We start from the raw sequence: 25,668 nt of genomic DNA on the forward strand, positions 1-25,668 counted from the left end.
ATGAAAACCACGCTCGCATCACTTTGGCAGGATTGCCTTTCACAACTGCAAGATCAAGTTTCACCAACGGATTTCAGCACTTGGTTACGCCCATTGCAAGCTGATATTGTGGGTGAAAACAATATGGTGTTATATGCCTCCAACGTTTTTGTTAAAAACTGGGTGGAAACTCATTATCTTGAATTAATCAGCCGTTTAGCCCAGCAATTTTCTGGCAATGCGGATTTTAGTGTGAAAGTGCAAGAAGGTTCAAAACCTGCAATGCGTAAAACCACACCGCCACCTGCTGCCGCTCAGAATAATGCTCCAGCGCAGCCAAGCGAGCAAAAAACCAGCTATCGTTCTAACTTAAATACCAAGCACATTTTTGAAAACTTTGTAGAGGGGAAATCCAACCAACTGGCCCGAGCCGTGGCGCAAAAAGTGGCGATTAACCCTGGGGAGCAAAGCGCCAATCCGCTATTTCTTTACGGTGGCACAGGGCTTGGTAAAACCCACTTATTACACGCTGTGGGCAATGGGATTTTAACCACCAAGCCTGAAGCGCGCGTGATCTATATTCACGCCGAACGTTTTATGCAAGAGTATGTCCGCGCCTTGCAAGAAGACAAAATGGAAAACTTCAAAAAATTCTACCGCACTTTAGATGCCTTGCTGATTGATGATATTCAATTCTTCGCTGGCAAAGATGGCACGCAAGAAGAATTTTTCCATATTTTCAACTCCTTATTTGAAAGCAGTCGGCAAATTATCTTAACCTCAGACCGCTATCCAAAAGAGATAGAGAAGATCGAAGATCGCTTAAAATCCCGTTTTGGCTGGGGGTTAAGTGTTGCCATTGAGCCGCCAGAGCTTGAAACTCGTGTCGCCATTTTATTGAAGAAAGCGGAAGAAAAAAATATGCGCTTACCAGAAGAAGTGGCGCTGTTTATCGGTGAGAAATTACGCACCAACGTGCGTGAATTAGAAGGCGCGCTCAACCGCGTACACGCGAATGCGGAATTTACCGGCAAGCCGATTACTATTGACTTTGTGCGCGAAACCCTCAAAGATATGCTGGCGTTGCAAGAAAAATTAGTAACGGTGGAAAATATCCAAAAAGTAGTGGCGGAATATTACCGCATCAAAGTGGCAGATCTTAAATCGAAAAGCCGCGCCCGATCCGTGGCTCGCCCACGCCAAATTGCAATGGCGCTGTCGCGTGAACTCACCAACCGCAGTTTCCCTGAAATTGGCAGCAGCTTTGGTGATCGCGATCATACTACCGTGTTGCACGCTTGTCGCAGTGTGGATAAACTCAAACAACAAGATCCAAGCATTCAAGAAGATTGGTCTAATTTAATCCGAACCTTATCAGCTTAAGGACGCAACTATGCAATTTACTGTATCAAGAGAAAATCTGTTAAAACCTTTACAACAAGTATGTGGCGTATTAGGCAGCCGCCCAACCTTACCAGTATTAAGCAATGTATTGCTCAACATTAGTGGGCAAACGCTAACAATGACTGGAACGGATATGGAAGTAGAGCTTTCAACCCAAGCGCAATTAAATAGCGCAACACAAGATGGGCGCTTTACTATTCCAGCGAAAAAATTTCTTGATATTTGCCGTAGTTTTCCTGATGGCTCAGACATTACCGTGAGTTTTGAAGAAGAAAGAGCATTAGTTCATTGTGGACGCAGTAAATTTAACCTCACCACACTGCCTGCCGATGAGTATCCGAATCTCATTGACTGGCAAGCCGAAGTGGATTTCACCACCACCCAAGCCACCTTACGCCGTTTAATTGATGCCACCCAATTTTCGATGGCAAACCAAGATGTGCGTTATTTCCTAAATGGAATGAAATTTGAAACTGAAGGAAATTTAATCCGCACCGTAGCCACAGACGGACACCGCCTTGCCGTTTGCACCATTGCCTTAGAGCAAGATTTACAAATTCATTCTGTTATTTTGCCACGCAAAGGGGTGCTTGAACTGGCTCGTTTGCTTGAAGCCAATGATTCGCCTGCACAAGTACAAATCGGCACGAATAATCTGCGCATTGATTTAGGGCAAATTATCTTCACCTCAAAATTAATTGATGGCCCATTCCCTGATTATCGCCGCGTGCTACCACGCAATGCGCAACGTATTATGGTAGGTGATTGGGAAAGCCTAAAACAAGCCTTTGCCCGCGCAGCTATTTTGTCCAACGATAAAGTTCGCACCGTGCGTTTACAGCTTGCAGGAAATCAACTTACCATTACAGCAAGCAACTCAGAACAAGAACAAGCCGAAGAAGTGATCGATATTCAATATGAAGGCGATGAATTAGAAGTGGGCTTCAACGTGAGCTATTTGCTCGACGTGCTAAATGCACTCAAATGTAAGCAAGTGCGTATGCGCTTAACAGACGCCTCATCAAGCTGTTTAATTGAAGATGTGGACGATAACAGCGCAGAATATGTGATTATGCCGATGCGTTTATAATCTATGGCAATTTCACGCTTAACTGTTGAAAACTTTCGCAATTTAACCGCCGTGGATCTGGAATTTGACCACGGCTTTAACTTTTTAGTAGGCAACAATGGCAGTGGCAAAACCAGCTTGCTTGAAGCCATTTTTTATCTTGCTCACGGACGCTCTTTTAAAAGTGCGGTGGCAAATCGCATCATTTCTTACGAACAGCCCCACTTCACCCTGTATGGCAAAATTCAAGAGCAACAGCATCAATGGTCAGTGGGTTTGCAAAAACACCGTCAAGGTAACACGCAGGTTAAAATTAACGGTGAAGAAGCGAAAAAAATAGCTGATCTTGCCCATTTATTGCCAATGCAAATGATCACCCCCGAAGGCCTCACCTTGCTTAACGGCGGCCCAAGCTACCGCCGCGCTTTTTTAGATTGGGGATTGTTTCACCATCACAGTCAATTTCACCCCGTGTGGAGCCAGCTTAACCGCTTATTAAAGCAACGCAACGCCGCTTTGCAACAAGCCTTTCGCTACGAACATATTCATATTTGGGATAAAGAACTGGTCAATCTCGCCAACCAAGTGAGCCAATGGCGTGCCGATTATGCCGAAGCCTTACGCCCTGAAATTGAGCGCACTTGCCAACTGTTTCTACCTGAACTAGAAATCAGCGTGAGCTTCCACCAAGGTTGGGACAAAAATAGCGATTACGCCGAGTTATTACGGCAAAATTTTGAGCGTGATCGTGCCATTGGCTACACCGTATCTGGCCCACAAAAAGCCGATTTTCGCTTTAAAGCCAATGGATTACCCGTAGAAGATGTGCTTTCGCGCGGACAACTAAAACTGCTAATGTGCGCCTTGCGTTTGGCACAGGGAGAGCACTTAACCCAACAAAAAGATCGCCATTGCATTTTCTTAATTGACGATTTCGCGTCTGAATTAGATAAAACCAAACGCGCCTTACTTGCCGAACGCTTACAACAAAGTGGCTCACAAGTATTTGTGAGCGCAATCACTCACAACCAACTCAAAGAAATGCAACCCGAAAAACACCGCACTTTTAGCGTGCAAAATGGTGTACTAACAGAAAAATCGTAATATTCTTTCTTTTTTTCAACAGATTACGCAAATCAGACATCACTTCTTCGTGCGAATAGGTTTTGATTTTACCGCTTCAAATATCTTACAAAAAACCTTGTTCTTCCATCAAAGAATGTTCAAATGAAGATAAAATTTCTCGTTCATATACTGATGACGGTTGCTGCAGCTCGCGATCTCTCATTATTTTCATATAAAGTGCGGTGCGTTTTTCTTCTCTTTTTTGGAAAATTCTGCAAAATCTCACCGCACTTGTGCTGGTGTTCTGTCAATAAAAAAGCTACCCGAAGGTAGCTTTTGATTTTTAATGCTTAATTAATGCTGTGCATTATTTTCTAATGCAGGCTGATTTTCATCAAACTCTGGCAATGGTTTGTGTTCGCTTGCGATGTAAGTATAAATGACTGGCAAGATGAACAAGGTAAATAGCGTACCAATTGCCAACCCTGCTACGATCACAATCCCGATACTAAAGCGAGAAACCGCGCCTGCACCTGTGGCGTAGAGTAATGGGATTAAACCTGCGATCATTGCAGCGGTGGTCATCAAAATTGGACGTAAACGCACTGTCGCGGCGGCCATAATCGCTTCGCGACGGTTTTTATGGTGATAAAGTTGCTCTTCTTTTGCCACTTCACACATTAAGATACCGTGCTTGGTGATTAAGCCCACAAGGGTAATTAATCCCACTTGCGAATAAATGTTCAAGGTTGTCCCTGCCACACCAAGCAAGCTGAATAAATTCAAGGCAAGTAATGCGCCACTCACCGCAAGGGGTACGGAAATCATAATCACTAATGGATCGCGGATAGATTCAAATTGAATCGCTAACACTAAGAAAATGATAATCACCGCAAGGGCAAAGGTTACCGCTAAAGCATTTCCTTCTTGTACTAACTGACGGGCTTCGCCTTTGAAGTCGTAGTTATAGCCTTGTGGTAAATCCTGATTCGCGGTGTCTTGTAACCATTTCACCACATCACCAATACTGGTGGTTGGTGACGGCACAGCACCGATAATCGCGGAATTTAACTGGCTAAAGCGCGGTAATGAACTTGGCTGTGATTCAAGGGTTACGGTTAAGAAGCTGCTTAACGGCACAGATTCACCATTGCTTGCTTTCACAAAGTAGTTATCCATACTTTCTGGCGCAAGGCGATCTTTACGTTTTACTTGCGAGATCACTTTATACGCACGGCCATCAATGTCCACACGGGTGATGGTGGCGGCAGAAAGATAGCTGCCTAAAGTCTGGCTAATTTGTTGCATTGATATGCCGTAAGTTCCCGCTTTCTCTTTATCAATGGTTACTTTCATTTGCGCAGTATCAAACTTCAACGCTAAAGTCGTGTACACAAACTGTCCAGAGTTTTTCATTTTATCAAGGAAAGTGCCTGCCACTTCAGCCAACTCTTTGTAATCTTTCGCAGTGCTAATCACAAAACTTACTGGCGGGCCTTGTTCCCCTGTTTCAATTTCAGGAAAGGCGAAGCCACTCACTGAAATTTCTGGAATCGCTTGTGCTTTTTTGTTTAGCTCTGCTAACACTTCGCTTTGTTTGCGGCTGCGTTCTTTCCAGTCTTTTAAGGTTACCACGTTGAGTGATTGGTTAGACGCTGGCGCACCAGAAATAACCATTGAAAAACCCACTTCTTCGGTGTTTTTCAAGATGTCTTCATACCCTTTCATTGCCCCTTGCACATAATCCACGTTTACATTCGCTGGCGCTGTCCCTAAGGCGAGAAATGCGCCTTTGTCTTCCGCAGGGGTTAATTCACTGGAAAGGGAATTAAACAACATTGGCAAGGTGGCAAAAATCACCACGGCAAAGGCCAACACAAATTTGCGGCTATTCATTACAATACCAAGCAAATATTCATAAGTGCGGGTCAATTTTCCTAAAGTATTTTCAATACGTTGCTCAAGTTTTGATGGCTCAGTATGCGGTTTGAGCAATTTACTACTCATCATTGGGGAAAGGGTTAATGCCACAATCCCTGAAATAAACACCGCACCTGCAAGAGTGAGGGCAAATTCTTTAAACAATGAACCTGTGATCCCACTCATTAATGCCATTGGGGAATACACCGCAATCAAGGCGATAGTCATTGAAATAACTGGCGTTGCAATTTCTCTTGTACCGATGATCGCAGCACGGAACGGCGTTTCACCCAGTTTAATATGGCGATCCACGTTTTCTAGCACCACAATCGCATCGTCCACCACCAAGCCGATGGCCAGAATTAAGGCCAGCAAGGTCATCAAGTTGATGGAGAAATCAAAGGCTTGCAACATCATTATTACCCCGATCAAAGAAATCGGAATGGTAATAACTGGGATCAAAATAGCACGGAATGAACCAATAAATAGCGTGATCACCACCAATACAATAATGGTTGCTTCTAAAATGGTTTTTACCACTTCATCAATGGAGCTGTTAATCGCAATGGTGCGGTCGTAAAGAATGTCCGTTTCAATGCTATCTGGCAAATTGCGTTTAATGCTTTCGTATAACGGACGAATATTTTCTGCCACCGTTAATGGATTTGCCGTTGATGCAGGATCAATGGCTAACACCACGGAATCCGAACCATTCGCCACCGCGCGGCTGTCATCACTTTCTTTGTTTAATTCCACATCGGCAATATCACGCAAACGCACGAGGTTATCGCCTTTTGAATACACGATCAGATTTTGCAACTGCTCTACGGTTTTCGTGGTGGTTTCCACTTTGTTTTTATATACCGTGAAATAACCGTTATCATTCCCCGCGGCGGTTTGCACGTTATTGGCTGATAATGCCGCCATCACTTCTGGCGCAGAAAGATTTTGCGATGCCATTTTTTGCGGATCTAACCAAATACGCATTGCATATTGTGATGCCCCAAAAATCGACACTTTTGCCACCCCTTCTACGGTAAAGAACTGCGGCTTCACCACACGTTCAATATAGTCGGTAACTTGGCTTGCATCTAACTTGTTGGAACGGAAACTGATGTACATAATCCCCGATCCCCCAGTGGAAGACGTAATCGCAGGATCATCAATACCACTTGGCAAAGCAGAACGCACCGAGTTCACCTTCGCTAACACATCAGCTAGCGCGGCGTTTGGATCGGTGTTCAGTTTCATTTTTACCGTAATCGAAGACACATTTGGACGGCTTTCAGAGGACATATAATCAATATTATCCGCCTGCGCCACTGCTTCTTCTAATTTTGACGTAATAAAGGCTTGGATCAGATTGGCATCTGCCCCGGGGTAAGTGGTGGTAACATTAATTACCGTGGTAGTCATTTTAGGATATTCACGCACCGTCAATTTCGAAATGGCTTGCAAACCTAAAATCACAATCAGCAAGCTAATCGAAACCGCTAAAATGGGGCGACGAATAAATATATCTGTAAATTTCATTCGCTATTTCCTAATTAAAGATTGGTTTTCTTCACAGGTTCGCTTGTTCCCACGCCTGCTTTATCAGTAACAAACACTAAGCTGCCGTTACCGATGCGTTGCTGACCGCCTGTGATGATTAAATCACCCACTTTCACATCATCGCCTTTTAATTGGGCATAAATGCCTTGGCGATCTTTGGTGAATACAGTGATTTGTTTGGCTCGATAGACTTTATCAATGTCATCTTTGTGCGGGAATTTATCGTTATCTAATAACTTCTGTTTATCTTCATCAGAAAGTGCGGTTAAAACGTAGGCGATTTCTCCATACATATTGTAGCTCACCGCCACTTGTGGCACGACAACTTGGTTGCGCTCTGTTGGCAAGGCAATGCGTAAACGGGTAAACATTCCTGATAATAATTTTTCGCCCTCAGGCTGATCAAAGGTCGCTTGCACATCAATTAAACCTGTTGAACCATTAATTGCTGGCTCAATCGCGGTGATTTTTGCGCCAAAGGTTTCCCCTAAAAGAGCGTCCGCCGTTGCAGTAACTTTTTGATCTAAGTGTAATTGCTCTAAGGAATTTTGTGCTACGGAGAAATCCACTTTCATTTGGCTACGATCTTCCACGCGTACAATTGGGCTGCCTAAAGTAACGTATTGCCCTACGTTCACTTTCACAATCCCTGCTACGCCATCAAAAGGTGCAACAATTTGGCGGCGTTCAATGGTAGCTTTTAACGCATCAATATTCGCAACTAAGGCATCGTAACTGGCTTTGGCATTATCCAATTCCTGTTGCGACACGCTTTTGGTTTTATAAAGATTGAGATAGCGTTGATAGGTTTGTTTCACAGAAGAAAGCTGAGCTTGAGAAGCAGATAAATTTGCCTGTTCCACTGAGCTGTCTAACTGTACTAACACATCGCCTTTTTTCACGGCTTGGCCTGATTGCACCAACACGTTGGCAACTGTGCCTGCGGTTTGCGCACTTAGCATCGCCCCTTGATTTGGACGAACTAAGCCTGTGGTTTCAATCACTGGCGTCCATTCTCTCGCTTCTACTTTCATTGCGGTAACTGGGTTGGCGGTTTCTGGCATACTTGCCAAATATTGACCAATCATTTTTCCTTTAAAGATATTTGCCGCAATCATTGCAATAAAAATTAATGCCGCCACGATGAGGATCAACTTCACCCAAAAAACGTGCGAACGCTTTTGTGTTTTAGGTTGAACGGGTTGAGTATTAAGACTCATAAAAAAACTCCATAAAACAAAATCACTAAACTATTTTTGAATTGAACGCCAAGTTCTTGCGATCACTTCTTCTAACATACCGTCTTTCATTTCAGTTTTGAAAAAGGCTTGATCTAAGGCCAGATTAATCGCACTTTCTAAACCTAATGAAAACAAAATCTTATGCGGTAAATCGCATAGCACCCCAGCTTTCTTTGCCTGTTCACAAAAGGCATACCAAAGGCTTTCTGTTTCCAGCTCCGTACAGACTTCATAAAAATCAGGTAAGGACTGATATTGGCTCATATTCACCACAATCATTGGATTGTTTTGTAAATAATGCCAAATGTTCCACCACATTTGACGATATTGTTCAAAGTGCGGTTGGTTTTCATCGTAATTTTTTTCTAATTCCTTAGAAAAAAGGGTGAACACCCTGCGAGCAAATTCCTTTAGCAATTCTTCTTTACTTTTGAAGTAAATATAAATTGTTCCCGCAGAAATATTGGCTTCTTTGGCAATTTTGTGCATCGACAAATTATGCAATCCACCTGCTGCCATCAGCCGCTCTGTGGCCAAAAAGATTTGCTCGGTCATCTCATTTTCAGATTGACGCATTGAAATAACCTTAAAAAAATTGGGAAAAAGAAGTACAAACAGTAAAAAAAGAATGGACTGAATGAACGTTCGTTCATTTTAATGATTTTTTATTTTAACGCAATAAATAAATCAAAAAATAAGCGAAAAATTTTCTTTTTTTCACCGCTCTTTTGCGTCTATTCTCAGGATAAAAATCTTTGCTTGATGATTGAGTTTAACTGCCCTTTGCTGTAAACTAACGTCCCGTCTTATTACAATGATTATCAACTTTCATCTCAACAAATTAGGTTCGATTATGGCTACCAATTATATTTTTGTAACGGGCGGTGTTGTTTCTTCCCTAGGTAAAGGTATTGCTGCGGCATCTCTGGCGGCAATTTTAGAAGCCCGTGGTTTGAATGTAACCATTATGAAGCTGGATCCTTATATTAATGTGGATCCCGGCACAATGAGTCCAACGCAACACGGCGAAGTGTTTGTAACCCAAGACGGCGCAGAAACCGATCTTGACTTAGGGCATTATGAGCGTTTTATTCGCACCAAAATGACCAAACGCAACAATTTCACCACCGGTAAAATTTATTCTGAAGTGTTACGCAAAGAGCGCCGTGGTGATTATCTTGGTGCGACCATTCAAGTGATCCCACATATCACCAACGAAATTAAAGCCCGTGTGATTGACGGTGCTGCTGGCCACGATGTCGCGATTGTCGAAGTGGGCGGCACAGTGGGGGATATTGAGTCCTTACCTTTCTTAGAAGCCTTGCGTCAGCTTGCAGTGCAAGTGGGGCGTGAGCGTACGATCTTTATGCACTTAACCCTTGTGCCTTATATTCCAACGGCAGGGGAAGTAAAAACCAAACCAACGCAACACTCAGTGAAAGAATTGCTATCTATTGGTATTCAGCCTGATGTGTTAATTTGCCGTTCTGATCGTATGGTTCCACCGAATGAGCGCGCTAAAATCGCCTTATTCTGTAATGTACCAGAACGCGCGGTGATTTCGTTAAAAGACGTGAATTCCATTTATCAAATTCCAGCCTTACTGAAATCTCAAGGTTTAGATGAGTTTATTTGTCAGCGTTTCCATTTGAATTGCCCTGAAGCAGATTTAAGTGAATGGGAGCAAGTACTTTATCAGCAAGCCAACCCGACAGGTGAAGTAACCATTGGTATGGTGGGTAAATATACTGAATTGCCTGATGCCTATAAATCAGTGAATGAAGCATTAAAACACGGTGGCTTGAAAAATCGTTTGAACGTCAATATTAAATACATTGATTCTGAAGATGTGGAAAGCAAAGGCACAGAAGTATTGAAAGGCTTAGATGGTATTTTAGTACCTGGTGGCTTTGGCTATCGTGGCGTGGAAGGCAAAATTCGCACCGCACAATATGCGCGTGAAAACAACATTCCTTACTTAGGCATTTGTTTAGGAATGCAAGTGGCTTTAATTGAATACGCACGCCATAAAGCGGGATTAACCGAAGCCAATTCCACTGAATTTGATAAAAACTGCAAACAGCCTGTGGTCGGTTTGATTACCGAATGGCAAGATGCGGAAGGCAATATTGAAACCCGTAACGACAATTCCGATCTTGGTGGCACAATGCGTTTAGGCGCGCAACAATGTCATCTCGCCGAAGATAGCCGTGCGCGTGAACTCTATGGTGCGGAAACCATTGAAGAGCGTCATCGTCATCGTTACGAAGTAAACAATACCCTGTTGCCACAAATTGAAAAAGCAGGTTTAAAAGTTACCGGATTATCTGCGGATAAAAAACTGGTGGAAATTATTGAAGTGCCTGAACACCCTTGGTTTGTGGCTTGTCAGTTCCACCCTGAATTTACTTCAACTCCACGCGATGGACACCCATTGTTTGAAGGTTTTGTGAAGGCGGCATTTGCTGAGCATAAACAAAAAAATCATTAATTTTGAAAAAAATGACCGCTCTTTTTGCGGTTATTTTTTCAGCTAAAATTCTTTCATCATAATCAGGAGAAAAAATGAAACGCACAACATTATTTACTTTCTCGGCGTTAGCTTCATTGTTCACACTATCTAACGTGAGCTATGCCTACGAGCAAGACAAAACCTACCAATTCACCCTTTTACACACTAATGACTTACACGGTCATTACTGGCAAAACAAAAATGGCGAGTACGGTCTTGCTGCGCAAAAAACCTTGATTGATCGCATTCGTAAAGAAGTGGCCGAAAAAGGCGGTGAAGTGATTTTGCTTAATGCTGGTGATTTTAATACCGGCGTGCCTGAATCCGATTTACAAAATGCTAAGCCAGATATTGAAGCCTTAAATATGATGGGTTATGAAGCGCTGACCTTAGGTAACCACGAATTTGATAACCCATTGCAATTATTAGATATGCAAGAGAAATGGGCAAACTTCCCATTCTTAGCGGCCAATGTTTACAATAAGAAAACAGGCGATTTATTGGTAAAACCTTATACCATTTTACAAAAACAAGGCTTAAAAGTAGCGGTTGTTGGCTTAACCACTGAAGATACGGAAAAACTAGGTAATCCAGAATTTATGTCTGCGGTGAAATTTGAACGCCCTGCTGATAGTGCGAAAAAAGTGCTTGCTGAACTCGCCGATAAAGAAAAGCCTGATGTCAAAATTGCTTTAACCCATATGGGCTACTATCACGATGCACAATTTGGCTCAAATGCACCAGGCGATGTGTCAATGGTGCGTGAATTGCCACAAGGGGCTTTTGATGTTGTGATCGGTGGTCATAGCCACGATACCGTTTGTATTAATGATGATGGAAGTTTTAACGATAAATTTAAACCTGGTGATAGCTGTAAACCCGCCTTAGAAAAGAATACGTGGATTATGCAAGCGGGCGAATGGGGTAAATATCTTGGCCGTGCAGACTTCAGCTTTAAAAATGGCAAGCTTACCCTTGAGCGCTATGAGCTGATTCCAGTGAACTTGAAAAAGAAAGTGAAAAAAGAAGATGGTTCAAGTGAATATGTGCTTTATCAAGAAGAAATTCCTGCAGATAAAGCCCTACTTGCCCACTTAAAAACTTACCAAGATAAAGGGGATAAACTTCTTGGTCAAGTGGTCGGAAAAGTAAATGGTAAGTTAGAAGGGGATCGCAATGTAATCCGTTTCCACCAAACTAACCTTGGTCAGCTCATTGCTCGCTCACAAGCTGAACGTGCCAAAGCTGATGTAGGGATTATGAACTCAGGCGGTATCCGTGCTTCTATCGAAGCGGGCGATGTAACCTATAAAGATATTCTAACTGTTCAACCATTCGGCAATATCATTAGCTCTTTTGAAATGAATGGCAAAGACTTACTTGATTATCTAAAAGTTGTTGCACTGAAATCTGTTGATTCAGGCGCTTACCCACAATTCTACGGCGTTACAATGGTAGTGGATCGCAAAGCGCAAACTATTTCTGATGTTAAAATTGGCGGTAAAGCAGTTGATCCAAATAAAACCTACCGCGTGTCATTACCAAGCTATTGTGCCGCTGGTGGCGATGGCTACCCAGTTGTTAGCAACCTTGCAAGCTATGTAAACACTGGATTTGTGGACGCCGACAGCCTGAAAAACTACTTTGAAGAAAATTCACCAATCAAAATTGAAGACTTCAAAGCAAATGAAGGTATTGTTTATAAAGACTAATTCAATTTAGCTTTACATAAAAACGTGCTTATATCCGCATAAGCACGTTTTTTTATGCTAACTATTGATCTAACAGCGCTAAATAACGCTGCCAATCAAAATACTGGCCAGGATCAATCTTTCTTTCTGGCGCAATATCACTATGTCCAACAATGCGTTCTTTGGTGATTTTAGGGTAAGCCAGCATAATCGCTTTGGTCAAACTGGCTAATGCCTGATATTGCTCATCGGTAAAAGGCTGATTATTGCTTCCTTCTAGCTCAATCCCAATGGCGAAATCATTGCATTTCTCCCGCCCCTGAAATTGTGAAACGCCTGCGTGCCAAGCGCGCCGATTAAAACTCACATATTGGGTAATCTCCCCCTGACGATTAATCAAACAATGTGCTGATACTTTTAAATCTTTAATTTCTTCAAAATAAGGATCTTGCTGAATGTCTAACTTGCCTTGGAAAAAATCATCAATATAACGTCCGCCAAATTTCTCTGGAGGCAAACTAATATAATGAATCACCAACAAGGAAATATCCTGAGAATCAGGGCGCTCATCTTGATGAGGTGAAAGACATTGCCTGCTTTCTGATAACCAACCCTGTGGCGTAATAATGCAATTTTGTGTCATAAAATGCCTTGTTTATTTCTATTTTTGCGATCGAGATCGAGAAAAAGAGCGGTGCTTTTTGCCTTTATTTTTTACTTTGCACAAAATTCTCACCGCAATCTGATGTTGCTCAATTGTAATTAAGAATTTTATCACAAGCCATTATTAAGGAGTCAAAATGTCTTTCGCTTACCGCCCTATTTATAAAAAAGGCTTTACACTCATTGAACTGATGATCGTTATCGCCATTGTTGCCATTCTTGCCACCATCGCAATACCCTCTTACCAAAATTACACCCGAAAAGCAGCGATTTCTGAATTATTGCAAGCAGCATCCCCTTATCGTTCTGAAGTGGAATTATGTATTTACAACACGGGAAATAAGCAAAACTGTAATGCTGGCACAAATGGGATTCAATCGGCACTAAGCAATCGTGGAAAAATCTCATCCATTAGCGTACAAAGTGGCGCAATTAGCGTAACTGGGCAAGGCGCTCTTGATGGTATCAGCTATACTCTCACCCCCACAGGAGATGCCGCAAGTGGAGTAAGCTGGTCGGCTAACTGTGGTGATTCCAGTGAACTTTTCCCTGCTGGATTTTGTCGCTAAAGGGTTAAAAAATGAACTCATACGCCTTTGAAACAAGCCGTATTGTGCACCGTGCGGATGGAAAACAAATCAAAATTCCACCGCACTTATGGGAGAAAAATCGTCAACAAAAAGATCTTCTACTACGTTATTTTGCTCTGCCCGTTAAAGAAGAAGATCATTGCTTGTGGCTTGCTATTGATGATTTAAAAAATCTCTCCGCCTGTGAAACCTTTGCTTTTATGACGGGTAAATTGATTGAGCCAGTTCTGATTGATAGCAATGAATTAAAGCGGATTCTCAAGGATCTATCGCCTCAGGTTGCAGAAGATTCACCAATACTAAATTTTTATATCCCCAAAAATGATGCATTGCCTTTAGAAACTGAAAGTGAGAATCAAGATGAACCTGTTATTCAGCTGTTTAATCAAATTTTCGAGCAAGCCTTGCAAAAAAATGCCTCAGATATTCATATTGAACCACAGGCCGAAACGCTACAACTTCGCTTCCGCATTGATGGCGTATTGCAATGTCAGCCAGCACTCTCTGAGGGATTAGCACAGCGTATTATTTCTCGCTTAAAACTGCTGGCTCGGCTAGATATTAGCGAAACCCGCCTACCACAAGATGGACGCTTTCAATTCAAAACTCATTTTGCTGATGTGCTAGATTTTCGTCTTTCAACCTTGCCCACCACTTATGGTGAGAAAGCGGTACTCAGATTACAAAAAAATAAGCCTATTTCATTAGATTTTACCCAGCTTGGTATGACAGAAACACAGCAACGCACTCTGCAACAAGCCTTATCACAACCACAAGGACTTATCTTAGTAACAGGCCCAACAGGAAGCGGAAAAAGTATTACACTTTACACCGCACTTGATTGGCTCAACGACACTGAAAAACATATTCTCACTGCCGAAGATCCCATTGAAATTACCGTACCGGGTGTAATTCAAACCCAAATCAATCCACAAATAGGGCTAGATTTCAATCGCTTACTGCGTACCTTTCTACGCCAAGATCCCGATATTATTATGCTGGGAGAAATTCGTGATGCGGAAAGCGCCTCCATCGCCCTAAGAGCTGCTCAAACAGGCCATCTTGTGCTTTCAACCCTTCACACCAACGATGCACCGTCAGCCATTGCTCGCTTAAAACAACTAGGTATTGCACAATATGAAATTGAAAACAGTTTATTATTAATCATTGCACAGCGTTTAATTCGGAAAAAATGCACACATCAAACGCCTTGTGATTGCCATCAGGGTTATGCTGGTCGCTGCGGAATTTATCAGTTTTTACAACCGCACTTTGAAAATCAACAATTTTCTTATCAACTAGATTTTCCTACGTTGAAAGCAAGCGGCTTACAAAAAGTACAACAAAATATCACTGATTTAGCGGAACTTGAGCGAGTGTTGGGGAGAAGTTAGTAAACGCATATTAGGCGCAGATTTTTATTGTTTACAGAAAGATATTAAACCTGATGAGTTAGCTATTCTGGAACAATTTTCAAACGTGAACGTCTTGAACAATGAAATAAACTCATTCTTTGATACGTCTGCGATTATTGAAAATCTTGATTTAGTCATTTCTGCGGATACATCTGTTGTGCATTTGAGTGGAGCAATGCATAAACCTACTTGGATTTTAATCAATTATGCGCCAGATAACCGCTGGTTGCTCAATCGAGATGATAGCATTTGGTATGATGCCGTTCGATTATTCCGCCAATACATCGACTATAACTGGCAAACAGTCATTAAAAATGTAACAAAAGCGTTGAAAAAAGAAATTAAAAATCACAAATAAAAAATAGCCCTGCGGGGCTATTTTTATTTTAGATGCGATCTAGCCTTATTTCACAAATTCACTAAAGGTTAATTCATAATGATCGCCATCTTTATCGTAGGAAATATAGCGCGGGAATTGTTCGCCTGCGTATTTTTTCACTACAAAAGATTTTTCACCCGTGCGGAATTGATAGGTGATTTCAGTGTGCGATTGATTATCTCGCGTTACTTTTCGTTCGCTTTTTTTCACCAATACATTTTTCATTGGATACAATTTTTTGCCGTTAGTAATTTGGAAATTTTGCGGCAATTTATCGTAATAGCTAAGCTGGAACGCGACTGTGAATAAATCAAAGGTTGGCATTTCAAGTAGCTCGCTTTTCAAACCGTTTTTCACTTTACCATAAGCAATTTCATTGCCTTTGATGATCGTTTTGGCATAAGGCTTACCGTTACGCACATCTTGGTAATTGGTCATTTTAAAATCCGTTTTGCTTTGCGTCCCAACGGATTTGAATTCAATGTTATACAACGGAATATTGATCTTAGCATCAACGCGATATTGCGATCCGTTGGCGTTAAAATGCACATAAGCAGGCATTAAATAATTTGAGCTGTATTTGATATTGGTATCTAAATTTGCCCACGCATTAGGCAAAGCAAACAAGCTAAGCAAAAGCACTCTGAATAGTTTCATTAACATTCCTTCTAATACTAATTAAATGAAGTGTTTATTTAGATTGCATTGCAGAACAATAGTTCATTGCAAAAAAAAGTGCGGTGAAAATTAGGCGAATTTTTCGCCTAATTTATGATTAAAATGAAATCGCAATAAGCATTAAGGCGCAACAAAACCGATAGCTTTGTACACCGCATCTAATGTGGCTTTCGCGCGTGCTTGTGCTTTTTTCGCCCCTTCTGCAGCGATTTTATGCAATAAAGCTTCATCATTACGGAAATGGTGATAGCGCTCTTGCAACTGGGTGAGCATTGCAGACACTTCATCGGCCACGGCAGTTTTTAAATGACCGTACATTTTGCCTTCAAATTCTGCTTCTAATTCAGCAATGCTTTTGCCGGTAATCCCCGCCAAAATATCTAACAAGTTAGACACGCCCGCTTTATTTTTTACGTCATAACGAATTACAGGTGGCTCATCAGAATCCGTTACTGCACGTTTAATTTTTTTCACCACGGCTTTGGGATCTTCTAACAGACCAATCACGTTGTTGCGATTTTCATCTGATTTAGACATTTTTTTCTCAGGTTCAAGCAACGACATCACGCGCGCGCCCGCTTTCGGAATAAACACTTCTGGAATAGCAAAATGCTCACCATAAAGGGCGTTGAAACGCTGTGCAATATCACGGGTGATTTCTAAATGTTGTTTTTGATCTTCCCCCACTGGCACTTGATTGGTTTGGTAAAGCAAAATATCTGCTGCCATCAAAACAGGATAGGTAAATAATCCAACATTCACATTTTCGGCGTGGCGTGCGGATTTATCCTTAAATTGGGTCATACGCCCCATTTCGCCAAAATAGGTGTAACAATTTAGCACCCACGCAAGCTGAGCGTGTTCTGGAACGTGCGATTGAATAAAAATCGTGCTTTTTTCAGGATCAATCCCACAAGCCAAATATAAGGCTAGCACATCAAGGGTGGCAGAATGTAATTTTTGCGGATCTTGACGAACTGTGATGGCGTGCTGATCCACGATACAAAACAGGCATTCATAATCATCTTGCATTTTCACCCATTGGCGTAACGCGCCAAGGTAGTTACCAATAGTCAATTCACCAGAAGGCTGAACGCCACTAAATACGATAGGTTTGGTCATTGTTATATCCTTTTTAATTCATATTAAACAATTTGCAGAATTTGCGCGAAATCATCAAAAACCCAATCAGGGTGCGCTTCTGCAATAGGAATATTGTAATTGTAGCCGTAGGTTAATCCCACCACTGGGCAGCCTGCGGAAGTGGCGGCAATAATGTCATTTCTTGAATCACCCACAAATAAAATTTGTTTTGGGTATAAGCCGAATTTACCGCATAAGTAATACAGTGGCGCAGGGTGTGGTTTGATTTGTGGTAAGGATTGCCCCCCTAAGGTTTCGCTAAATAAATGATCAATGCCAAAGGCTTTTAGCACAGGGAGAACGTGTTGTGTTGGCTTATTGGTTACCACAGCTAAAATAAAGCCACGTTCTTTTAACGCGGTCAGCGTTTCTTTCACATTAGGATATAAACGGCTGAGATTACACAGGTTTTCGCCATAATAAAAATTAAAGCGCGTTTTTACTTGCTCAATTTCCACCGCACTTAATGTTTTGCCAGTTTGTGTGGCCGCCCATTCCAATGCGCGCCCAATCAATACGCCCGCGCCATTGCCGATCCAAGTTAGCACTAATTCTTCAGGCGCTGGCGGCAAATCCACTTCACTTAACGCAGAATTCACCGAAAGGGCTAAGTCAGGCAGGCTGTTTACTAGCGTACCGTCTAAATCGAAACCAATAAGTTTAAATTGTGATGTCATTATTTGCTTACCTTACTTAATTCTTGACGCATTTCGTCAATCACTTTTTGATAATCGGGTTGATCGAAAATTGCCGAGCCAGCCACAAAAGTATCCGCCCCTGCGCGTGCAATTTCCGCAATATTATTCACTTTCACTCCGCCATCGACTTCTAAACGAATATCCAAACCACTTTCATCAATACGTTGGCGAGCTTGTTTTAATTTTTCCAGCGTGGCAGGAATAAAAGACTGACCGCCAAATCCTGGGTTTACTGACATCAGCAAGATCATATCCACTTTATCCATCACATAATCCAAATAGCTCAATGGCGTAGCTGGATTAAACACCAAGCCTGCTTTGCAGCCATTATCACGAATAAGTTGCAGCGAGCGATCAATATGCTCTGTGGCTTCAGGGTGGAAAGTGATGTAATTCGCCCCTGCTTTGGCAAAATCAGGGATTAAACGATCCACCGGTTTCACCATTAAATGCACATCAATGGGCGCGCTAATGCCATAATCACGCAGGGCTTTGCATACCGCAGGGCCAAAGGTTAAATTCGGCACATAATGGTTATCCATTACATCAAAATGAATTAAATCTGCACCGCACTTTAGCACGTTTTCCACGTCTTCGCCCAAGCGGGCTAAATCCGCAGATAAAATAGATGGCGCAATTAAAAAAGGTTTCATTTTATCCCTCTAAATAGGCTGAAAATAAGTGTCGATAGTGTACTACTTAATAAGGCAAAGTTTAAGGAAATTTGCCCTTTGCGATTGATTATTTTCACCTGTGGCTTTTATAATCGCCATTTTGAATCATTAGGGAATAACTAGAGGAAAGCAATGGAATTTTATCTACAAGGCTTTTTAATGTGCTTTGGGCTTATCGCCACCATTGGTGCGCAAAACACATTTTTACTTAAACAAGGCTTGCTCAAACAGCACGTTTTCGTGCTTTGTGTGTTATTTTTTCTCTGTGATTGCTTGTTATTTTCCCTTGGCGTGTTTGGTTTAGGGCATTTCATCAGCCAAGAAAAAATCGCCAGTGTGGTATTAGCCTTAGTGGGAGGATTATTTTTGCTGGTTTATGGTGGCCGCGCTTTCCTTTCCGCTTATCGCAACAACACCGCGCTCGCCCTAGAACAAGGGGCAAGCTTATCCCTTAAAAGAACGGTGGCGATCGCCCTCGCGCTCACTTTTCTTAATCCGCACGTTTATTTGGATACCATTGTTATCGTCGGCGGTATTGCTGGCACGTTAAGTATTGAGCATAAAACCGCGTTTCTACTCGGCACGATTTCCGCATCAGGATTATGGTTTTTCAGTGTGGGCTATGGCGCAAGATTGCTGATTCCCTTTTTCCAAAAACCAATCACTTGGCGTTTGTTGGATTGCTCAACTGGGATCATTATGTGGTTTATTGCCTTTAGCTTGCTAGGTTACGCTTTATCTGCTTAATCTATATAAATAAAATGCAAAAAATTGAGCAAAATGCACCGCACTTTACTCTTCTTTGCTAGAAAGAAATCCACTAAATCCGTTGCAAAATTAAAAACCGACAATCATAAGGATTATTTTCATCGGCGGGGCGATATTGCTCAAATTCAATTTTCCATTCTGCCCAATCAATGTGTGGGAAAAACGTATCGCCGTCAATTTCTGCTTGAATTTCAGTGAGATAGAGTTTATCCGCGATAGGAAGATATTGTTTAAATAGCTCACCGCCGCCAATAAGCATTATTTCGGGAAAATCTTTGACAAAATCCACCGCACTTGCAAAATCACTTTTCCAAATCACGCCTTCGTGCTGAAAAGGGGAACGGGAAAGCACAATATTGGTGCGTTTTGGTAACGGACGGCCAATGCTCTCAAAGGTTTTTCGCCCCATAATCACGGGCTTGCCTTGCGTATTTTGGCGAAACCACGCAAGATCCGCAGGCAAGTGCCACGGCATTTGGTTATCTTTCCCGATCACATTATTTTTCGTCATTGCTACAATTAAGCTGAGCGTCATTTGCTTTCCTTTCTATTTACCTTGCTTTGCCTATTATATTACAGGTTTTTGTCGATAGAACAATAAGCCCGGTAGCGCCAAGCCAAAAACCAATGCGCCTAAAATAAAGCCTGTTTTAATAAAATAATCAATCATTTGGGCGAATAATACATCGGAAAAGCCATAATGATGAATTTGCACAATGGCGATCATCGCTTTATAAGCATAAACACCCGGGATCATCGGAATAATCGCCGCGACGGTAAACACTTTTGGGTGGGCAAGATAACGATGGGATAAATGCACGCCGATAAAACCAATTAAACTTGCGCCAGCAAAGGTAGCAAACACTAATGGCACATCGAAATGCACGAGTAAGGTTCGCAATCCGTGTCCTAATGCCCCTAAAATGGCACAATATTTCAAGGCCTTAGGCGGAACATTAAAAACTAAAGCAAAGCCCACCGCAGGAATGGCGGCGAATAACATATCATCGAATAAATTCAGCAATAAGGTCATTTTAATTCTCCCCAATAGGGAATATTCAACAGCGCAAGGGCAAAAACAATGCCCAGACACGCGCCGAATGTGAGAATGGTGGCAATCGTCCAACGCCCTAAGCCCATACCAACGTGGCCTTTGAGAATATCCGCCAGCGAATTAATCAATGGAAAGCCCGGCACGAGCAAAAGCACGCTAGAAGCAAGGGCGATTTGCGGATCATTGCCTAACTGATATTTCAGCGCCATTCCTGAAATAATTGATGCGATAAAGGCGGTAATGGAAAACACAATAATCGGATTGTAATGCCGATGGGCAAGAGCTTGGCGAATAAACATCGCAACGGCCGCGGCAACAAAAGTGATGACTGAAATCCGAATATCGCCGCCAGATAAATGGGCAAAACAGGCGCAGGATAAGCCAATCATCAGCACCACGAGATAGCGGTTATATTTAAACGGCTTAATTTGCTCAAGGCGTTTACGCACTTGATGAATATCATAAATGCGATGTTCGGCAGTAATCACCACCCGCTGCACTTCCGTAACAATATGCATATTTATATCCTGATCCACATTTTTGCGTGCGGTGGTAATGCAATGATTATGATATAGCGTGGTGATAATCACAGCGTTGGGCGTTAATGCACATTCCACACTATCCATTCCCAAGGCGCGTCCTAATCTATGCGACATTTGTACCACAACGGCACTTTCTGCCCCGTGTTGAAGTAGCATTAATGCGACTTTTATACATAACCTTGTTACTTCACGTTGGCGTTCAATACGACTTTGCTCTGACATTTTGGCTAAGATGAGTTGATTAAAAAATGTCGATATTATAACGCTTTTTAGGTAATAAAGATTGTTTTAAATCATAGAAAGTGCGGTGAAAATTTAATGAAATTTTTCTCATTTAATGATAGGGTTTTGCGCATTAAACATTAACAGGAAAATCCCTTATGGAACAAAAGAAAACCATTGTCGTGAAGTTTGGCACAAGCACCTTAACACAAGGCACAACCAAGCTTCATCGTCCACATATGATGGAAATTGTGCGCCAAATCACCCAACTACACCAAGCAGGCTTTCGCATTATTATTGTTACTTCTGGTGCAATGGCGGCTGGGCGCGATTATCTCAACCATCCACAACTTCCGCCTACTATTGCATCAAAGCAATTATTAGCTGCCGTGGGACAAAGCCAGCTAATTCAAACGTGGGAACAGCTGTTTTCCATTTATGATATTCACATCGGGCAAATTTTGCTCAGCCGTGCTGATATTGAAGATCGCGAACGTTTTCTTAATGCGCGGGATACCCTTAACGCCTTGTTAGATAACGGCATTATTCCTGTAATTAATGAGAATGATGCTGTTGCTACCGCAGAAATTAAAGTGGGCGATAACGATAATTTATCGGCGCTGGTGGCTATTTTGGCACAAGCGGAGCAACTTTATTTGCTCACTGACCAACAAGGCTTGTTCGATAGCGATCCAAGAAAAAATCCGCAAGCCAAATTGCTTTCCGTGGTGGAAAAAATCACTGATGACATTCGCCAAATTGCCGGCGGAAGTGGCACAACCCTCGGCACAGGCGGAATGTCCACCAAAATAATCGCTGCTGATGTCGCCACCCGTTCAGGCGTAGAAACCATTATCGCCCCCGGCAATCGTGCAAATGTGATTGTGGATCTGGCTTATGGAGAAAATATCGGCACAAAATTTACCGTACAAACGGATCGTCTTGAAAGCCGTAAACAATGGCTTTTCGCAGCGCCATCAGCTGGCACGATCATCATTGACGAAGGGGCAACAAGTGCGGTGCTAATTCAGCATAAATCCTTACTTCCCGCTGGCATTGCACAAATCGAAGGGCGCTTCTCGCGCGGTGAAGTAGTAAAAATCCAGCAACCTAACGGTAAAGTTATCGCTCTTGGTATTCCACGCTACAACAGCGATGCATTGAATTTAATTAAAGGCAAAAAATCGCAAGATATTCCGCAAATTTTGGGCTATGAATACGGCTCTGTTGCAGTGCATCGTGATGATATGATCGTATTATAAAAATTATCGCTTTATAAGGAATAATCAAGAAAGTGATTATTCCTTTTTTTACTCTTAAATTTTCTCTCGTCTTTCTTTTTTATAATTTTATATCTCATTGATTTTTAAGGATAATTTATATCGATTTTTAAAAATCGATATTTTAGAAATTGAAAAAATAGAGTAGTAGCTTAAAAGAAAAAGAAGAAGGAAAGCTTTGTTTGCGTTTTGCGACAGTGATCGAGAATTTAATTCCTATTTGGGGAATTAAGAAAAGTAATAACGCCCTAAGTTGAGGGCGTTATTTCAGCATTATTGTTTAGCCTGATGTTTTTCCAACCATTGTTGCATAAATTGGATTTCGCTCTGTTGTGCTTTGATGATATTTTCTGCTAGCTGACGTAACTCAGGATCTTTGCCATATTTCAATTCTATCTCGGCCATTTTCACTGCACCTTCGTGATGTGGCAGCATACTGGCCGCGAACGCGACATCAGCATCTTGATATTGCATTCCTTTTTCCATATCCGCGTGCATTGCAGACATACTTGCCATTAATTCACTTTGCATTGCATTAGGTTGATGTGCCGTGTGATGATGTTGCATTTCAGCCATCGCAGTGCTAGAAACTAAACCGATTAAAATCAATAGTGCTTTTTTCATTGTGAGTACCTTATTTTTGTATGATTAAATGAGCCAAAATAATAAACCTTACCCTTAGGGTAAGGTCAAGAAAAAAAGCAAAACTTCTTCTTATACATTTCTTTGATAAATTTATAGTTATCTTATTGATATATAAGTGAAAATAATAAGGTCTGTCAATCCTCGATATTTTATGCTATAATCTATCCGTTTTTGAGAATTTCATATCGAGAAAGTATGATTTTTTCGTCTTTTTGTACTGTGATGTACAACTCAATACGTTGCATAAACGTTTATTGCTAAGAAAGGCGTAATGAACGTCTTTTTTAGCTCAAATTTGAAGCAATTTCATTCATCAATTTGTTTTGTATTCTTTATTTAAGCGAGCTATTTAGCGGCTATTTCAATTTATTTGTTGAGATTGATATGTGTACAAAACATTAACTTATTAAAGGAGAATCATTGTTGTGTCTTTTTCTGCTTTTATTCATAAAAGATCATCCTTTAACCCCTTTGTTATAGGGGCAACTTTATTACTGGTTATTTTATTGTTGCTCGCCACCTTAATTTTACCAGAAAAAACCACCACACTTTTAGATTGGGCGAAAGCGGGAGTGTTTGCCAATTTTAGTTGGTTTTACATTTTGGCATTTTCTATTTTTCTCTGCTTTTTGTTTGTGCTGTCTGTCAGTAGTTTGGGCAATATTAAACTGGGGAGCAATGAAGAAGAACCTGAATTTTCTTTCCTTTCTTGGCTAGCAATGCTGTTCGCCGCAGGAATGGGGGTGGGATTAATGTTCTTCGGCGTGGCAGAACCGCTCACCCATTATTTTTCCACCATCACCACAGGATCTGCTGAACATAAACAACAAGAAGCCTTATTGCATACCTTTTTCCACTGGGGAATTCACGCTTGGGCAGTGTATGGGGTGATTGCCCTCGCGTTGGCATATTTTGGCTTTCGCTATAAATTGCCGTTAGCGTTGCGTTCTTGTTTCTACCCCTTATTGAAAGATCGCATTAACGGTAAAGTAGGCGATGTGATTGATATTATGGCGTTAGTCGCCACCCTATTCGGGATTATCACCACCCTCGGTTTTGGTGCTGCGCAACTTGGTGCGGGGCTAACGGAACTTGGCGTGGTGCAAGAAAATAGCTTCGGCCTACAAACCATTATTATCGTTGTGGTGATGTCCATTGCCGTGTTTTCCGCTATTTCTGGGGTGGGCAAAGGGGTGAAATTACTCAGTGAAATCAATCTAGGCTTAGCCCTCGCTTTAATGTTGTTTATTTTAATCGCAGGCCCAACCCTATATTTGCTCACCACATTTAGCGATAACATTGGCATTTATTTGAGCAATTTAGTACGCCTAAGTTTTAAAACCTATGCGTACGAAACAGAAAACACTGCGTGGTTCACTGGTTGGACAGTGCTTTATTGGGCGTGGTGGTGTTCTTGGGCGCCGTTTGTGGGCTTGTTTATCGCGCGTATTTCCCGTGGTCGCACCATTCGTGAATTTATCTTCGGCGTGCTAGCCGTGCCAAGTTTATTCAGTATTCTATGGTTTACCGTGTTCGGTGACAGTGCGATTTGGTTAGAATTAAACGTTGCCAACGGTGCATTGCACGAATTTACTTCTGCGCCAGAAAAATTATTGTTTAAATTCTTAGATTATTTACCGCTCTCTGCCCTTACTGGCACCTTAGCCTTAGTGATTATTTCACTCTTTTTCATCACGTCAGCAGATTCAGGCATTTATGTGCTGAATAATATGGCATCACGGGATAAAAGCCTCTCCGCACCGCGTTGGCAAGCCATAATGTGGGGTGCGGTGATGATGGTATTAGCTATTGTGTTAATGCGTGAGGGCGGTTTAGGCACGCTTCAAACAATGACTTTATTGGTCGCGCTTCCCTTTGCAATGTTGATGTTAGTGATGTGCGTGAGTTTATGGAAAGGCTTGAATGCGGATCAAAAATACTTCGCCGCCAAAGTCACCCCAACCAGCTTGTTATGGACAGGGGAAAAATGGAAAGATCGCTTAGGGCAAATGCTCAACCAAACGCAGGAAAAGGATATTGTGAAATTCCTAAAACGCACCGCCTTGCCTGCAATGCGTGAGCTACGCCAAGAGTTAGTGGAAGTTTACAGCCTGAATGTGGACGTTGTGCCATCGCTTGAGGCAGAAGAGCCAAGCGTGGAACTGATCATCAAAAAAGAATCGATGCGTGATTTTATCTACGGGGTGAAATCGGTGAGTTACGAAGTTTCATCGCAGTTGGTGGACGATGAAAATCTTCCGCATATTCAACATTCCGTTACCTATCAACCAATGACCTATTTTGCTGATGGGCGCACGGGTTACGATGTACAATATATGACGCGAGATGAACTGATCGCCGATATTTTGCGTCAATACGAACGCTACATCAGCCTGCTTGGCGATGTGGGGCAAGAGTTAATGTCGCACGAACAAACGGAATTGGCAGAATAATCTGACCTATTTCTGCAATTAAAAACAAA

Annotated in this window: 23 protein-coding genes; 11 read left to right on the forward strand and 12 right to left on the reverse strand. The window is 41.9% G+C overall.

Features of this window, described 5'->3' with window-relative positions; all coding sequences use genetic code 11:
- The 3 genes from dnaA to recF are packed head-to-tail and all read left to right on the forward strand — an operon-like array spanning position 1 to position 3,556.
- Positions 1 to 1,362, forward strand: coding sequence for a chromosomal replication initiator protein DnaA (gene dnaA / locus DYC50_RS00005; RefSeq protein WP_115248507.1), 1,362 nt, complete (start codon positions 1 to 3; stop codon positions 1,360 to 1,362).
- 10 nt (positions 1,363 to 1,372) lie between these two features.
- Positions 1,373 to 2,473: a DNA polymerase III subunit beta gene (dnaN, locus tag DYC50_RS00010; RefSeq protein WP_115248508.1), complete on the forward strand. Its 1,101-nt coding sequence runs from the start codon at positions 1,373 to 1,375 to the stop codon at positions 2,471 to 2,473.
- Between the two features lie 3 nt (positions 2,474 to 2,476).
- Positions 2,477 to 3,556 carry a DNA replication/repair protein RecF gene (gene recF, locus DYC50_RS00015; RefSeq protein WP_115248509.1) on the forward strand — a complete coding sequence of 360 codons (1,080 nt, stop codon included), beginning with the start codon at positions 2,477 to 2,479 and terminating at the stop codon, positions 3,554 to 3,556.
- A 315-nt stretch (positions 3,557 to 3,871) separates the two neighbouring features.
- Here recF and acrB read toward each other — a convergent pair whose 3' ends face one another.
- Genes acrB through DYC50_RS00035 form a run of 3 tightly spaced genes read right to left on the reverse strand, consistent with a single transcriptional unit; the run spans position 3,872 to position 8,808 of the window.
- Entirely contained in the window at positions 3,872 to 6,970 is a 3,099-nt protein-coding gene (acrB, locus tag DYC50_RS00025; protein ID WP_115248510.1) for a multidrug efflux RND transporter permease subunit AcrB, read from the reverse strand.
- Positions 6,971 to 6,984: 14 nt separating this feature from the next.
- On the reverse strand, positions 6,985 to 8,211 hold the full coding sequence (acrA, locus tag DYC50_RS00030) for a multidrug efflux RND transporter periplasmic adaptor subunit AcrA (RefSeq protein ID WP_115248511.1): 1,227 nt from the start codon (positions 8,209 to 8,211) through the stop codon (positions 6,985 to 6,987).
- Positions 8,212 to 8,241: 30 nt separating this feature from the next.
- Positions 8,242 to 8,808, reverse strand: coding sequence for a TetR/AcrR family transcriptional regulator (locus DYC50_RS00035; RefSeq protein WP_115248512.1), 567 nt, complete (start codon positions 8,806 to 8,808; stop codon positions 8,242 to 8,244).
- 277 nt (positions 8,809 to 9,085) lie between these two features.
- Between DYC50_RS00035 and pyrG the strand changes: the two genes are divergently transcribed.
- Positions 9,086 to 10,723 carry a glutamine hydrolyzing CTP synthase gene (gene pyrG, locus DYC50_RS00040; RefSeq protein ID WP_115248513.1) on the forward strand — a complete coding sequence of 546 codons (1,638 nt, stop codon included), beginning with the start codon at positions 9,086 to 9,088 and terminating at the stop codon, positions 10,721 to 10,723.
- 74 nt (positions 10,724 to 10,797) lie between these two features.
- Positions 10,798 to 12,456, forward strand: a complete 1,659-nt coding sequence (gene ushA, locus DYC50_RS00045; protein ID WP_115248514.1) for a bifunctional UDP-sugar hydrolase/5'-nucleotidase UshA — start codon at positions 10,798 to 10,800, stop codon at positions 12,454 to 12,456.
- A gap of 61 nt (positions 12,457 to 12,517) precedes the next feature.
- Here ushA and ampD read toward each other — a convergent pair whose 3' ends face one another.
- Positions 12,518 to 13,078: a 1,6-anhydro-N-acetylmuramyl-L-alanine amidase AmpD gene (ampD, locus tag DYC50_RS00050; protein ID WP_115248515.1), complete on the reverse strand. Its 561-nt coding sequence runs from the start codon at positions 13,076 to 13,078 to the stop codon at positions 12,518 to 12,520.
- Between the two features lie 157 nt (positions 13,079 to 13,235).
- Between ampD and ppdD the strand changes: the two genes are divergently transcribed.
- The 3 genes from ppdD (at position 13,236) to DYC50_RS00065 (ending at position 15,461) form a co-directional block, all read left to right on the forward strand.
- A complete protein-coding gene (gene ppdD / locus DYC50_RS00055) occupies positions 13,236 to 13,667 on the forward strand; it encodes a prepilin peptidase-dependent pilin (protein ID WP_115248516.1) in 432 nt (143 codons plus the stop codon).
- Positions 13,668 to 13,678: 11 nt separating this feature from the next.
- Positions 13,679 to 15,082: a GspE/PulE family protein gene (locus DYC50_RS00060; protein ID WP_115248517.1), complete on the forward strand. Its 1,404-nt coding sequence runs from the start codon at positions 13,679 to 13,681 to the stop codon at positions 15,080 to 15,082.
- Positions 15,083 to 15,176: 94 nt separating this feature from the next.
- Positions 15,177 to 15,461, forward strand: a complete 285-nt coding sequence (locus DYC50_RS00065) for a glycosyltransferase family 9 protein (RefSeq protein WP_147284848.1) — start codon at positions 15,177 to 15,179, stop codon at positions 15,459 to 15,461.
- A gap of 45 nt (positions 15,462 to 15,506) precedes the next feature.
- Here DYC50_RS00065 and DYC50_RS00070 read toward each other — a convergent pair whose 3' ends face one another.
- The 4 genes from DYC50_RS00070 to rpe form a co-directional block, all read right to left on the reverse strand.
- The gene (locus DYC50_RS00070) at positions 15,507 to 16,139 is read right to left on the reverse strand and encodes a hypothetical protein (protein WP_115248519.1); all 633 of its coding nucleotides are present in this window, start codon (positions 16,137 to 16,139) and stop codon (positions 15,507 to 15,509) included.
- A 141-nt stretch (positions 16,140 to 16,280) separates the two neighbouring features.
- Positions 16,281 to 17,282, reverse strand: a complete 1,002-nt coding sequence (gene trpS / locus DYC50_RS00075) for a tryptophan--tRNA ligase (protein WP_103854128.1) — start codon at positions 17,280 to 17,282, stop codon at positions 16,281 to 16,283.
- Positions 17,283 to 17,305: 23 nt separating this feature from the next.
- On the reverse strand, positions 17,306 to 17,980 hold the full coding sequence (locus DYC50_RS00080; RefSeq protein WP_115248520.1) for a phosphoglycolate phosphatase: 675 nt from the start codon (positions 17,978 to 17,980) through the stop codon (positions 17,306 to 17,308).
- Complete coding sequence (gene rpe, locus DYC50_RS00085) at positions 17,980 to 18,654, reverse strand: ribulose-phosphate 3-epimerase (RefSeq protein WP_115248521.1); 675 nt, start codon at positions 18,652 to 18,654, stop codon at positions 17,980 to 17,982. The genes DYC50_RS00080 and rpe overlap by 1 nt, the downstream gene beginning before the upstream one ends.
- Positions 18,655 to 18,807: 153 nt before the next feature.
- On the opposite strand from rpe, the gene DYC50_RS00090 reads away from it, so the two are divergent.
- Complete coding sequence (locus tag DYC50_RS00090; RefSeq protein ID WP_115248522.1) at positions 18,808 to 19,422, forward strand: LysE/ArgO family amino acid transporter; 615 nt, start codon at positions 18,808 to 18,810, stop codon at positions 19,420 to 19,422.
- A gap of 73 nt (positions 19,423 to 19,495) precedes the next feature.
- On the opposite strand, the gene folA is transcribed toward DYC50_RS00090, so the two are convergent.
- From folA to DYC50_RS00105, 3 genes are read right to left on the reverse strand one after another with little or no spacing between them, the layout of a single operon-like run.
- Positions 19,496 to 19,978, reverse strand: a complete 483-nt coding sequence (gene folA, locus DYC50_RS00095; protein ID WP_115248523.1) for a type 3 dihydrofolate reductase — start codon at positions 19,976 to 19,978, stop codon at positions 19,496 to 19,498.
- Between the two features lie 33 nt (positions 19,979 to 20,011).
- A complete protein-coding gene (locus DYC50_RS00100) occupies positions 20,012 to 20,476 on the reverse strand; it encodes a threonine/serine exporter family protein (protein ID WP_103853895.1) in 465 nt (154 codons plus the stop codon).
- Positions 20,473 to 21,261 (reverse strand): threonine/serine exporter family protein, encoded by a 789-nt coding sequence (locus DYC50_RS00105; RefSeq protein ID WP_115248524.1) that lies wholly within the window; start codon positions 21,259 to 21,261, stop codon positions 20,473 to 20,475. Before DYC50_RS00105 ends, DYC50_RS00100 begins: the two co-directional genes overlap by 4 nt.
- 158 nt (positions 21,262 to 21,419) lie before the next feature.
- On the opposite strand from DYC50_RS00105, the gene proB reads away from it, so the two are divergent.
- Entirely contained in the window at positions 21,420 to 22,523 is a 1,104-nt protein-coding gene (proB, locus tag DYC50_RS00110; protein WP_115248525.1) for a glutamate 5-kinase, read from the forward strand.
- Positions 22,524 to 22,814: 291 nt separating this feature from the next.
- Here proB and copM read toward each other — a convergent pair whose 3' ends face one another.
- Positions 22,815 to 23,165, reverse strand: a complete 351-nt coding sequence (gene copM, locus DYC50_RS00115; protein ID WP_035685595.1) for a CopM family metallochaperone — start codon at positions 23,163 to 23,165, stop codon at positions 22,815 to 22,817.
- Between the two features lie 446 nt (positions 23,166 to 23,611).
- On the opposite strand from copM, the gene DYC50_RS00120 reads away from it, so the two are divergent.
- Positions 23,612 to 25,639 (forward strand): BCCT family transporter, encoded by a 2,028-nt coding sequence (locus DYC50_RS00120; protein WP_115248526.1) that lies wholly within the window; start codon positions 23,612 to 23,614, stop codon positions 25,637 to 25,639.
- Positions 25,640 to 25,668 lie beyond the last annotated feature (29 nt).

This window comes from Avibacterium avium (assembly GCF_900454535.1).
Lineage (GTDB): Bacteria > Pseudomonadota > Gammaproteobacteria > Enterobacterales > Pasteurellaceae > Avibacterium > Avibacterium avium.